Annotated in this window: 10 protein-coding genes and 1 pseudogene; 9 read left to right on the forward strand and 2 right to left on the reverse strand. The window is 62.0% G+C overall.

The window, feature by feature from the left end; all coding sequences use genetic code 11:
* The first annotated feature begins 777 nt into the window (after window positions 1–777).
* The 6 genes from purU to BFQ01_RS12470 are packed head-to-tail and all read left to right on the forward strand — an operon-like array spanning window position 778 to window position 7,546.
* Window positions 778–1,644 carry a formyltetrahydrofolate deformylase gene (gene purU / locus BFQ01_RS12445; protein ID WP_065925509.1) on the forward strand — a complete coding sequence of 289 codons (867 nt, stop codon included), beginning with the start codon at window positions 778–780 and terminating at the stop codon, window positions 1,642–1,644.
* Window positions 1,641–2,546 (forward strand): bifunctional methylenetetrahydrofolate dehydrogenase/methenyltetrahydrofolate cyclohydrolase FolD, encoded by a 906-nt coding sequence (folD, locus tag BFQ01_RS12450; RefSeq protein WP_065925510.1) that lies wholly within the window; start codon window positions 1,641–1,643, stop codon window positions 2,544–2,546. Before purU ends, folD begins: the two co-directional genes overlap by 4 nt.
* The gene (locus BFQ01_RS12455) at window positions 2,528–3,769 is read left to right on the forward strand and encodes an FAD-dependent oxidoreductase (RefSeq protein ID WP_065925511.1); all 1,242 of its coding nucleotides are present in this window, start codon (window positions 2,528–2,530) and stop codon (window positions 3,767–3,769) included. Before folD ends, BFQ01_RS12455 begins: the two co-directional genes overlap by 19 nt.
* A 13-nt stretch (window positions 3,770–3,782) precedes the next feature.
* Entirely contained in the window at window positions 3,783–4,082 is a 300-nt protein-coding gene (locus BFQ01_RS12460) for a sarcosine oxidase subunit delta (protein ID WP_065925512.1), read from the forward strand.
* Entirely contained in the window at window positions 4,079–6,976 is a 2,898-nt protein-coding gene (locus BFQ01_RS12465; RefSeq protein WP_065925513.1) for a 2Fe-2S iron-sulfur cluster-binding protein, read from the forward strand. The genes BFQ01_RS12460 and BFQ01_RS12465 overlap by 4 nt, the downstream gene beginning before the upstream one ends.
* 3 nt (window positions 6,977–6,979) lie before the next feature.
* Entirely contained in the window at window positions 6,980–7,546 is a 567-nt protein-coding gene (locus BFQ01_RS12470) for a sarcosine oxidase subunit gamma (protein WP_065925514.1), read from the forward strand.
* On the opposite strand, the gene BFQ01_RS12475 is transcribed toward BFQ01_RS12470, so the two are convergent.
* On the reverse strand, window positions 7,534–8,940 hold the full coding sequence (locus BFQ01_RS12475; protein ID WP_065925515.1) for a purine-cytosine permease family protein: 1,407 nt from the start codon (window positions 8,938–8,940) through the stop codon (window positions 7,534–7,536). The genes BFQ01_RS12470 and BFQ01_RS12475 overlap by 13 nt on opposite strands.
* Window positions 8,941–9,261: 321 nt before the next feature.
* Between BFQ01_RS12475 and BFQ01_RS12480 the strand changes: the two genes are divergently transcribed.
* Window positions 9,262–9,747 carry a flavin reductase family protein gene (locus BFQ01_RS12480; RefSeq protein WP_065925516.1) on the forward strand — a complete coding sequence of 162 codons (486 nt, stop codon included), beginning with the start codon at window positions 9,262–9,264 and terminating at the stop codon, window positions 9,745–9,747.
* 56 nt (window positions 9,748–9,803) lie between these two features.
* A complete protein-coding gene (locus BFQ01_RS12485; RefSeq protein ID WP_065925517.1) occupies window positions 9,804–10,847 on the forward strand; it encodes an LLM class flavin-dependent oxidoreductase in 1,044 nt (347 codons plus the stop codon).
* A 49-nt stretch (window positions 10,848–10,896) separates the two neighbouring features.
* On the opposite strand, the gene BFQ01_RS12490 is transcribed toward BFQ01_RS12485, so the two are convergent.
* On the reverse strand, window positions 10,897–12,198 hold the full coding sequence (locus BFQ01_RS12490; protein WP_065925518.1) for an Nramp family divalent metal transporter: 1,302 nt from the start codon (window positions 12,196–12,198) through the stop codon (window positions 10,897–10,899).
* A gap of 245 nt (window positions 12,199–12,443) precedes the next feature.
* Between BFQ01_RS12490 and BFQ01_RS12495 the strand changes: the two are divergent.
* Window positions 12,444–12,826, forward strand: a pseudogene (locus BFQ01_RS12495) (membrane-bound PQQ-dependent dehydrogenase, glucose/quinate/shikimate family); the annotation flags it as partial.

The following is a 12,826-nucleotide window of genomic DNA, read 5'->3' on the forward strand; positions in this document are numbered from 1 at the left end:
GTTACCCACGGATTCAAGCCTGCGTTCGGCCAGCGTGGTTAACGGGGCGCCTGAGATCAAGATCAAAAGCCAGAGCCAGAGCCAGAGCCAGAGCAGATCAAAAGATTGCTGACTTCGTCAGCGATTAAGGAAGTAGAAGCCACACCGCGTACGCTTCAATAATCAGGTCGGCTTTAAGGCCGCCTCGCTTTTGTTTTTGATTTGGCATCGCCCCGTCAAACACGCTGGCCGAACGCAGGCTTTGGAGCGTGGGTAACCCGGCAGGACGCCGGGTTAGCCGCGCTGGGCCATGGATGGCCCATCGCGGCGGCCCACGCTCCAAAGCCGGAGTGAGGGCATGCCGAGCCTAGGCGAGGCACCGAGTGTTGGGGCGAAGGCCTTTTGCTTACTTTTGGGCCTTTCCAAAAGTGAGCCGCCGTAAGGGCGGAACCCTAAGCCGCCGTTACCGCAGCAACGGATATGTACCCGGTCCAATCCAAAAAAATAGTCGGCCCAGAGGCCGCCATCGGGGGCAAGCCCCCCTCCCCCATTTCTAACCGCGTCCACCCGCGAGTGTGGGGCGAAGTCCTATAGTGACTGGTGGCGCCCAGCCCAAAAATTTCCCCTCAGTTAAAAAACTTTCCCAAAAACCCTGGACGCCCTGCCCCCATTCCCCTATAAAGCCACTTCAGGAATATTTTATTCCCCACAAGAAAACGCGCTCAAGGAATGAGCCTGCTGTCCTCAGACATTTTTTCGCTATGCGATGAGCTGCCGCCATCATCCCGAGGACGTGTCATGCAACACGAAAAAAACCATTTCATCATCAAGGTGACGTGCCCCGCCGTGTCCGGCATCGTCGCTGCCGTCACCACTTACCTGGCGGACAAGGCGTGCTACATCGGGGAAATGGCGCAGTTCGATGATGACTTCAGCGGCCGCTTTTTCATGCGTGCCGTGTTCCGTTTCAACGATGGCCACACAGGCGACCTGCAAGAGATCAGAGACGGTTTCGCCGATGTCGCCCAGGCCTTCGACATGCAGTGGGAGCTGCACGACACCCGCGAGCCGATGCGCGTGATGCTGATGGTGAGCAAGTTCGACCACTGCCTCACCGACCTGCTCTACCGCTACCACAAGGGCGAGATGGACATGACCATCACCGCCATCGTCTCCAACCACCTCGACCTGCGGCCGATGGCCGAGCGCGAGGGCATTCGCTTTATCTACCTGCCGGTGTCCAGGGACAACAAGGCCGCGCAGGAAACCGAGCTGATGAAGATCGTCGACGACACCCGCACCGAGCTGGTGGTGTTGGCGCGCTACATGCAGATCCTCTCCGACGACCTGTGCCGGCAACTGTCGGGGCGGGCGATCAATATCCACCATTCGTTCCTGCCCGGGTTCAAGGGTGCCAAGCCCTATCACCAGGCGTATCAACGCGGTGTGAAGTTGATCGGTGCCACCGCGCACTATGTGACCAGCGACCTGGATGAGGGCCCGATCATCGAGCAGGAAGTGCAGCGCGTCGACCACGTGTACAAGCCCGACGACCTGGTCGCCATCGGCCGCGACACCGAAACCGTGGCCCTGTCCAAGGCGGTCAAGTACCACCTGGAGCACCGGGTCTTCCTCAATCAGGACAGAACGGTGGTGTTCCGGTGAGCGCGCATAAACTGATCGACGGCAAAGCCGCCGCGGCGCGCGTGCTGCTGCAAGTGCGCGAGGACGTGGCGCGGCTGCATGGGCAGGCTATTCAACCGGCGCTGGCGGTGATCCTGGTGGGCAGCGACCCGGCCAGCCAGGTCTATGTGCGCAACAAGATCCTGCGCGCCGAAGAGGTGGGCATCCGCTCCGTGGAGCATCGCCTGCCCGGCGATACCAGCACCGAACACTTGTTGATCCTGATCGGCCAATTGAATGCCGACCCGGCGATCCATGGCGTCCTCCTGCAATTGCCGTTGCCGGCGCAGATGGACGAACTGCGCGCCCTGGAGGCCATCGCGCCGGACAAGGACGTCGACGGGTTTCACAGCCAGAACGTCGGTGGCCTCAGCCAGGGCCGCGCAGTGCTCACGCCATGCACCCCGAGCGGTTGCCTGTATCTGTTGGAGCAAACCTGCGGCGACCTGCGTGGCAAACACGCGGTGGTGATCGGCCGTTCGAACATCGTCGGTAAGCCCATGGCCGCGCTGCTGCTCAAGGCGGATTGCTCGGTGACCGTGCTGCATTCGCGCAGCCACGACGCCCAGGCCCTGTGTCGCCAGGCCGATATCGTGATCGCCGCCGTGGGCCGCGCCCGCTTGATTGACGCGAGCTGGTTGAAGCCCGGCGCGGTGGTGATCGATGTCGGCATCAACCGCATCGACGACGACGGCCGCAGCCGCCTGGTGGGTGATGTCGACTTCGACAGCGCCCTGCCCCATGTCGCCGCCATCACCCCGGTGCCCGGCGGTGTCGGGCCGATGACCATTGCCTTCCTGATGAAAAACACCGTGGCCGCCGCCCTGGCGCAACACCACGCCCTACGCAGCCAATCGGAGGCCGTATGCCATTCAATCTATTGAAATACGGGCTGAGTTCGGAGTACCCGGTGGAGGTGGACCTGCCACCGCCCAAGGAACTCAAGTCGAGTTACGACGTGGTGATCATCGGCGCCGGTGGCCATGGCCTGGCGACGGCCTACTACCTGGCCAAGTACCACGGCATCACCAATATAGCGGTGCTGGAAAAGGCCTACCTGGGCGGCGGCAATACCGCGCGCAATACGGCGGTGATCCGCTCCAACTACCTCACCAGCGAAGGCGTTCGTTTCTATGCCGAGTCGGTGAAGATGTTCCAGTCGCTGTCCAACGAATTCGATTTCAACATCATGTACTCCGAGCGCGGCCAACTGACCCTGGCCCACACCGACGCCACCGTGCGTTCGTTCCGCCAGCGCGCCGAGGTCAACAAGCACTTCGGCGGGCGTACCGAGATGATCGACCGCCAGCAGATCCGCGAGCTGGTGCCCAGCCTCAACCTCGACCCCGGCCACTTGCCGGTGATCGCCGGGCTCTGGCATATCGACGGCGCGACCGCGCGTCACGATGCCGTGGCCTGGGGCTACGCCAAGCAGGCGGCCAAGCGCGGCGTGGAAATCCATCAGCTCACTGAAGTGCAGGACCTGGTGATCGAGAACGGTGCCATCACCGCGGTGAAAACCAATCGCGGCACCATCCGGTGCGGCTGCGCGGTGCAGGCGATTGCCGGGCACAGCTCGCTGCTGATGGCCAAGGCCGGTATCCGTTCGCCGATCCAGACCTTCCCGTTGCAGGCCATGGTCACCCAGCCGTTCAAGCCGTTCCTCGACCCGTTGGTGAGTTCCTCGGCCCTGCACTGCTACGTGCAGCAAACCAGCCGTGGCGAAGTGGTGTTCGGTGGCGGTTCCGACCCGTACCCGCTGTTCAACACGCGCTCGACCCTGGACCTCAAGGAAAGCCTGTTGGCCCATGCCATCGAGATGTTTCCGTTCCTGGCCAACGCCAAGTTGATGCGCCAGTGGGCCGGGATCACCGACATGACCCCCGACTACAGCCCGATCATGGGCCTGTCGCCGCTGAAGAATTACTACCTCGACGCCGGCTGGGGCACCTGGGGCTTCAAGGCCACGCCGATCTGCGGCAAGACCATGGCCGAGCTGGTCGCCAGCGGCGGCAAGGTGCCGGACTTGATCAAGCCCTTCGGCCTCGAACGTTTCTCGACCTTCCAGCAAGTCAACGAAATGGGCGCCACAGCGGCCAGCCACTGACGGAGAGCAGACGATGAAAATCATGATTTGCCCGCTCAACGGGCCGCGCAATATCAGCGAGTTCACCTACGGCGGTGAATTCAAACCGATGCCCGACCCGCTGACCTGCAGCGATGCCGAATGGGCCGACTACGTGTTCAACACCGATAACCTCGCCGGTGTGGTGCGCGAATGGTGGATGCACACGCCGTCCAGTTACTGGTTCCTCGCCGAGCGCCACACGGTCACCGACGAGATCCTGCGCACCTTCGATCCGCGCGAAGTGTTCACTACCCGCGTCGACTTCACCACCGCCAAGGAGATCGCCGGATGAACCGCCTCCCCGCCCCCATGGGCCTGCTGATCCAGCGTGACCAGCCACTCGATTTCAGTTTCGACGGCCTGCCCTACCAAGGTTTGCAGGGCGACAGCATCGCCAGCGCGCTGCTCGCCAACGGGCGCTTCCTGATGTCGCGTTCGTTCAAGTACCACCGCCCACGCGGCCCATTGACCATGGCCGGCCATGACGCCAACAGCCTGGTGCAACTGCCTCGCGAACCCAACGTATTGGCCGATGCCCACGCGCTGTCCGCCGGCCTGGCGGTGACGGCGCAGAACGTCAACGGCTCGCTGGATAACGACAAGGACGCCTACCTGGGCAAGTTCTCCAGGTTCATGCCAGTGGGTTTCTACTACCGTTCGTTCTACAAGCCCAAGGGCATGTGGAAAGTCTGGGAGCCGATCATCCGCAAAAAGGCCGGCCTGGGCGTGCTCGACCTGACGTTCCAACCCGAGTACTACGACAAGGCCTACCTGTTCACCGACCTCGCCGTGATCGGCGCCGGCCCCGCTGGCTTGCAGGCCGCGCTGACCGCCGCGAATGCCGGCGCCAAGGTGCTGCTGATCGAGCAGCAGCCGATCCTCGGCGGGTCGCTGACCTACGCGCGCTTCGATATTGCCGGCACCCGTGCCGACACCCTGCGCCGCGAGTTGCTCGGCGCGGTGCAGCAACACGCGAATATCCAGGTGCTCACCGACGCCACCTGCAATGCCTGGTTCACCGACAACTACCTGCCGGTGATCCAGGGCAAGCGCCTGTACAAAGTGCGCGCGCAACAGTGCCTGGTGTGCAGCGGTTCGTTCGACCAACCGGTGGTCTTCCGCAATAACGACCTGCCGGGGGTGATGCTCACCAGCGCCGCGCAACGCCTGATGAAGCTCTATGCGGTCAAGCCCGGCAAGCGCGCAGTAGTACTCACCGGCAACGATGACGGCTACCTCGCCGCCCTCGACCTGCATGACCAGGGCGTGGACGTGGCCGCCGTGATCGACCTGCGTCACGCCCCGGCGGACAAAGCCCTGCCGGGTGCCCTGGCCCAGCGCAAGATCCCGTGCCTGAGCAACAGCACCGTGTTCGAGGCCCTGCATGAAAAAGGCCTGCGCCATGTGAAAGGCGTCGATGTGCGCCAGATCACCGGCCAGGGCCAGGTCAGCGCCAGCGGGCAAGTGATCGACTGCGACCTGCTGTGCATGTCGGCCGGTTATATGCCGGTCTATCAGCTGCTATGCCAGGCCGGTGGCAAGCTGGCCTATGACGACTCGCGAGCGGAGTTCAGCCTCAGTGGCCTGCCGCGCAACCTGGGCGTGGCCGGTTCCGTACACGGTCGGCATCAACTGGACAATGTGCTGGCGGATGGGTCCAACGCCGCCGCCGACAGCCTGTGCGCCCTCGGTTTGAACAGCCCGAGCCCGCCTGCAGCGCTGCGCAGCGAAGCCCAGGTCAACTTCCACTGGCCGATCTTCCCGCACCCCAAGGGCAAGGATTTCGTCGACTTCGACGAAGACCTGCAAGTGGCGGATATCGTCAACGCCACCCGCATCGGCTACCGCGATGTGCAGTTGGTCAAGCGTTACTCCACGGTCGGCATGGGTCCGTCCCAGGGACGTCACTCGGCGCTGCCGACCGCACGGCTGGTGGCCTGGGCGACCCAGCGCACGATCAGCGAAACCGGGGTCACCACCGCACGCCCGCCGTTCGTGGCGGAGAAACTCGCCCATGTCGCCGGACGCGCCTTCGACCCCTACCGCCAAACGCCGATGCACGCGCGCCATGTGCAAGCCGGGGCGAAGATGATGCCCGCCGGTATCTGGCAGCGCCCGGCCTATTACGGCAAGCCCCAGGACCGCGAAGCGTGCATGCAGGCCGAAGCGCTGCATGTGCGTAACAAGGTCGGTCTGATCGATGTGTCCACACTCGGTGGCCTGGACGTGCGCGGCCCGGACGCCGCCGAATTGCTCAACCGCATGTACACCTTCGCGTTCCTCAAGCAGCCGGTGGGCCGTTCGCGTTATGCGCTGATGACCAACGAACACGGCGTGGTGATCGACGACGGCGTGTGCGCGCGGCTGGCCGACAAGCATTTCTACGTCACCGCCACCACCAGCGGCGTCGACCGCATCTACCAGCAGATGCTCAAGTGGAACGCACAGTGGCGCCTGGACGTGGACGTGACCAACGTCACGGCAGCGATCTGTGCGGTGAACGTGGCCGGGCCGGATTCGCGCAAGGTGCTGGAGCAGGTGTGCAACGACCTCGACCTCAGTGCCGAAGGCTTCCCCTACCTGGGCGTGCGCCAGGGCACGGTGGCCGGGATCAAGGCGCGCTTGCTGCGGGTCGGGTTTGTCGGCGAGCTGGGCTATGAAATCCACGTACCGGCACGCCACGGCCTGGCGTTGTGGGACGCGTTGATGACGGCCGGCAAGGCCTTTGACATTCGCCCCTTCGGCGTCGAAACCCAACGCCTGCTGCGCCTGGAAAAAGGCCACGTGATCATCAGCCAGGACACCGACGGCATGACTCACCCGGCAGAAATCGACATGGGCTGGGCGGTCAGCCGCAACAAGCCGTTCTTCGTCGGCCGCCGCTCGGTGGACATCCTCGAAGCCCAGCCGCTGAAACGCAAACTGGTGGGCTTCAGCCTGCCCAAGGGCAGCGTGCAACCGCTGGAAGGCCACCTGGTACTCAACGGCGCGGACATCAGCGGCAACGTCACCTCCTGCGAATACTCCACCAGCCTGGGCCGCATCATCGGCCTGGCCTACGCCGGGATCGACCAGAGCACACCGGGGCAGCGCATTCCGATTCGCGTCGAGGGCGGCATCGTCGTCCAGGCCGAGGTGGTGCAACTGCCGTTCTTCGACCCCACCAACCAACGCCAGGAGGGTTAAGCCATGACCAGTCTGAAAGCCCACGAAGTGTTCACGCCGCCCTGCCAGTTGCAGGACCAGACCGACCTGCCCCGGGTCGGCTTTCGCGGCGCACAAAGCGCCGAGTACCTCACGGCGCGCGGCTTCACGTTGCCGGGCGCGCCCAACCAAGCCAGCGCACAAGCGGACGGCAGCTGGGTGGCGCGCCTGTCGCAGAACGAATACCTGGTGCTGGGCAGCCCGCAGGATCAGGGGCAACGGATTGCCGATGAAGAAGCGCGTTGGGAACTGGACCACCGTGCCAACTACCTGCTGCCGCGCCAGGACAGCCATGCCTGCGTGCGGCTCAGCGGGGGGGTGATTGCGCGGGTGATGGCCAAGCTGTGCGGGGTTGACTTGAGTGACCCGGCGTTCAAGCCCGGGATGGTGGCGCAGACGTCAGTGGCGCGGGTCAATGCGATTGTCATCCACACAGGGAGTGTGGAGCTGCCGGCGTTTCATATCCTCTGGGATCGCGCCTCGAAGGAATACTTCGAGGGCGCGCTGCGGGATGCGTTGGAGGAGTTCGGCGGAGTGGCTCAGTCGGTGTAGCCCAACCGCGCCGCCCTGATCTTCCGGGTGTGTTGACGTGTCGCCAGGCAGTAATACAACGGGCACGTCACCACCAGTCCCACCAGCCACGACAGGTCCGCGCCTTCCACCAGGTTGGCCCACGGCCCCACATACAGCGACGTATTGGCAAACGGCAGTTGCACGATGATGCCGATGAAGTACGCCACGATCGCATGCAGGTTGAAACGCCCATACACCCCGCCATCGGCCCGGAAGATCGAGGCAATGTCATAGACCCCGCGCTTGATGACGTAGAAGTCGATCAGGTTGATCGACGCCCACGGCACCAGCACCAGCAACAGCGCGAGGATCAGGCCGATAAATTGCGAGATGAAGTCCGCCGAGGCACCCAACGCCACCACGCAGCAACCGGCCAGGACCACGCCCGACAGCAGCACGCGCACCTTGATGCTCGGGGTCCACTGGCTGGCGAAGGTCTGCACCGAGGTGATGATCGACAGCACCGCGCCGTACAGATTCAGGGCGTTGTGGCTGATGATATTGAGCAGGAACAGCACCATCAGGATCGGCCCCAGCCAGCCGGTGGCTTGCTTGACCGCGACCATGGCTTCGGTGCCTTCGGGCGTGGCCAGTGCAGCTACCAGGCCAAAGGCGAAGGACAGGATGGTGCCAAGGGTGGCGCCCAAGTAGGTCGCAATGAACGGCCGGGTGATGCCGATATCCGCCGGCAGGTAGCGCGAGTAGTCGCTGGTGTAGGGCGAAAAGCTGATCTGCCAGATCACCCCCAGCGACACGGTGGCCAACCAGCCAGCGGCGTTGAAGCCGCCACGGGTCAGGAAATCTGCCGGCAAGTCATGGGCGAAGATGTAGATAAAACCGGCCAGCAACGCGCTGCCCATCACCCAGGTGCCGATGCGGTTGAGGGTATGGATAAAGCGGTAGCCGATCACGCCGATGGCGGTGGCGCTGAGGGCGCCGATCAGGATGCTCGCCGGCACCGGCACCGACGGCACGATGCCAACGATGGACTTGCCGGCCAGGACGATATTGGAGATGAAAAATCCGATGTAGATCAGCGCGGCAAAGAACACGATCAGCAGCGCGCCGTAACGGCCGAACTGGCCACGGCTCTGCACCATCTGCGGGATGCCCATGCGCGGGCCCTGGGCCGATGCGAGGGCAATCACGATGCCGCCGAGCAAATGCCCGAGGGCAATCGCCAGCAGGCCCCACGCCAGATTGAGATGGAACACCTGGGCCACCATGGCACCGGTGACGATCGGCAGTGGTGCGATGTTGGTGCTGAACCATAAGGTGAACAGGTCGCGGGCCTTTCCATGGCGCTCTGCGAGGGGGACGTAATCGACCGTGTGATGCTCGATCAGGGGGTCTTGCCGGGACATCTGGGGCATGGAAATGAACTCGCGTTTGTCTGATCTTATAGTTGTTTGACGCCAAACCGGGGGAGCTCTCTGGTCGCCCCTCAGATGAACACCATATTATGGTATTCCAACATTTTCACAAGACTGATCCGCTGGTTTTACCTGCAACTGATCCGGTTCCTTGTCGTATTGATTCCTTGATTTTTAAACCTAACACCCCGTATTCATTGAATATTTCGCCACAAAAGACGTTTATCAGGGATTTAAAAAAGCGCTTGCAAGCTTTGTATTACGGTATACCATCATACCTACAACCCGATAAAAACCGTTTCACCGCCAGAGGACCGTCACATGATCGATGCCACCATCTACAAACAAGTGATGGGTTCGTTTCCTTCCGGGGTCACCGTGATTACCACGCTCGATGACGACGGGCAGATCGTCGGCCTCACCGCCAGCGCGTTCAGCTCGCTGTCCATGGACCCGGCCCTGGTGCTGTTCTGCCCCAATTACAGCTCCGACTCCTATCCCATTCTGATCAAGAACAGGCACTTTGCCATCCACGTCTTGTCGGGCGGACAGCAAAATGAAGCCTACGCCTTCGCGCGCAAGGGCAAAGACAAGGCCCAAGGCATCGAATGGACGCTCAGCGCACTGGGCAACCCGATCCTGGCGAATGCCACTGCAGTGATCGAGTGTGAGCTGTGGCGCGAATATGAAGGCGGCGACCACGCGATTATGGTCGGCTCGGTAAAGAACCTGATCGTGCCAGAGCAGGCCAATGGTCCACTGGTGTATTGCCACGGCAAAATGGGTACCCTGCCCGTGCCTGCCTGACCCTCCCTGCAAACCCGGTATTTGCGGAAAATAACAACAGATTAGAGGTAAGCGTCATGAAGTTTTCCCTGTTCGTACACATGGAGCGTTGGGACGAAAGTGTCAGCCACCGCCAGTTGTTCGAAGACTTGACCGAACTGACCCTGATGGCCGAGGCCGGCGGTTTCAGCACCGTATGGATTGGCGAACACCACGCCATGGAATACACCATCTCGCCGAGCCCGATGCCGCTGCTGGCTTACCTCGCGGCCAAGACCACCACCATTCACCTGGGCGCCGGGACCATCATCGCGCCGTTCTGGCACCCGCTGCGGGTGGCGGGCGAATGCGCCTTGCTCGACGTGATCAGCAACGGACGCATGGAAGTCGGCCTGGCCCGTGGTGCTTACCAGGTCGAATTCGACCGCATGGCCGGCGGCATGCCCGCTTCCAGCGGCGGCCAGGCGCTGCGTGAGATGGTGCCGGTGGTGCGTGCGTTGTGGAAAGGCGACTACGCCCACGACGGCGACATCTGGAAATTCCCCACCTCCACCAGCGTGCCCAAGCCGATCCAGCAGCCCAACCCGCCGATGTGGATCGCCGCCCGCGACCCGGACTCGCACAACTTCGCAGTCGCCAACGGCTGCAACGTGATGGTCACGCCGCTGATGAAGGGCGACGAAGAAGTCCTCGACCTGAAAAACAAATTCCAGGCCGCCCTCGACAACAATCCCGGCGTACCGCGCCCGCAACTGATGGTGCTGCGCCACACCCACGTGCATGCCGCCGATGATCCGGACGGCTGGAAAGTCGGGGCCAAGGCGATCTCGAAGTTCTATCGCACCTTCGATGCCTGGTTCGGCAATAAAGAGGTGCCGGTGAATGGTTTCCTGGCGCCGAGCCCGGAAGAAAAATTCGCTGCCCGCCCAGAGTTCGAGCTGGAAAGCCTGCACAGGACCGCAATGATCGGCACCGCCGAAGAAATCATCCCGCGCATCCGCTACTACCAGGAACTGGGCGTGGATGAGTTCAGCTTCTGGTGCGACAACAGCCTGCCCCATGCCGAGAAGAAGAAGTCGTTGGCGCTGTTTATCGAACAGGTGGTGCCGGCGTTTCGTTGATTGCTTGCAGGCGTCGCGCCAAACAGCTGCGACGCCTGCCCGCCCGGCATCAACTGAACAGTTCGACACCCAATTGGAACGCAACCCACAGCGCCAGCCCCGTGGCGAAGAGCAGCGCAATGTTCTCGAACAGGTTATTGCGGTATTCCTTGCTCAGCAGCGACTTCTGGTTGGACATAATCAGCAAGCCGAGGGAAATTACCGGCAAGCCAATGATGTTCAACGCGCTGACGCCGATGGTCAGCGTGACAAAGTCCGGCATGCCCGGCAGCGACCACATCAGCGGAGTCACCAGGATGAACAACATGAACCACTTGTGCATCGGGTCATGGTGAAACTCTTTGCCGTAACGCTCCCGGCGTCCAGGCCGTACGTGCTGGAAGGCATCGGTGATCAGCATCGGAAAGGCCGTGGTTTTGCCGGAGATGCTGGCAAACAGCGTGGCGAATACACCGATAAAGAAAATGTACCAGCCGATCGGCCCGAAGAAGATTTCGAGCGCCTTGCCCAGGTCGCCCAAGGTCTTCACTTCAATGCCGTTGGGCCGCAGGATCTCGGCGCCCACAATCCAGATCGCCAGATTGATCACAATGCCGACGAAGACGGCGAATAGCAGGTCGTTACGCTGGATGCGCTTGTGCTGTGGGCCGACCCAGCCTTTCTGGCGCATGACATAAGGGTGCACGAAGTTGGCAATCGAGCCCGCCACCGCGCCGATCACCGAGACAGCCACCAGCAACGCCCCGTGTACGCCCTCATCCGGCGGAATGCTGAAACCAATAGTCCCTTTGACAATGCCCGCCATATCCGGCCCGGACATCACCGCCAAGGCAATGAACGCCAGGGTCATGATTGCCAGCAGGCCTTTCATCACGCCTTCGATCATCGAATAGATATTGCGCCCCACCAGCAGCCACACCGCCAGCACCACCGCCACCGAACACAGCAGCGCATAGTCGGTCTTGAACAGCATGGCCAGGGCTTCACCCGCCCCCTTGATCATGTAGGCATTCATCAAATGCCCCATCAGCAGCGCGTACACCAGCAGGAACCAGGCGAAGAACGGGTTCAACTGGGCATAACCCTGAAGGATCGTCATGCCTTGGTTATTGCACAGTTGAAAGCGCGCAATGATGTTGACGATCAGGTACCTGAGCAGCAGGGACACTGCCAGCACCCACATCATGGCGTAGCCGTAATTCGCGCCGGCAACGGAGGAAGTAATCAAATCGCCTGCCCCCAGCCAAGACAGGACGGCGATCACGCCTGGGCCTAATAACTTGAGTAGTCGTACAACATGGCCGCTTACGGGTGCGGCAGACTTGCCTTCTATCGAAGGGAAATCGGTCATAGGGGAGTCTCCGTTGTTGTTTTTGTGAGAGCGGAGATAGTCGAACACAATTGATACGACGTCGTATAACCAATCAGGGCGGGTATGTATTAATAAATGTTTCCTGGCGGGCGCCCCCCCCCTTGAGTGCTGATTGACCGGACAGAAAGAGGATTGGATCGCTGTGCACACGGCAAAATGTACTATCTGGTTACTTATATTGCTAAAATCGCGTCTTTGCCCTCTCTCACTCGAGTCCTTTCGACATGAAACGAGCATCGCGCGCCACTGGCGTCTCTAGATTCCTACTCCTGGGCCTGGGTGTAATCATCGCCCTGCTCGGCCTCGCGCTGGCCGTTGGCGGCGCCAAACTGGTGAGCCTCGGCGGTTCCTGGTACTTCCTGATCGGCGGCGTGGCCATGGCGGTTTCCGGCCTGTTGATTGCCCGGCGCAACACCGCCGGCGCATGGTTGTTCGCCGCGTTCCTGATCGGCACGGCCATCTGGGCGGTGGCGGATGTGGGCCTGGTGTTCTGGCCGCTGTTCTCGCGGCTGTTCATGTTTGCGGCCATCGGCCTGGTGGTGGCGCTGGTGTATCCGCTGCTGGCCGGCCGGCCCGCGCGCGGTGCCTATGGCGTTGCCGCCGTGTT

The organism is Pseudomonas sp. 8 R 14 (assembly GCF_900005955.1).
Taxonomy (GTDB): domain Bacteria; phylum Pseudomonadota; class Gammaproteobacteria; order Pseudomonadales; family Pseudomonadaceae; genus Aquipseudomonas; species Aquipseudomonas marginalis.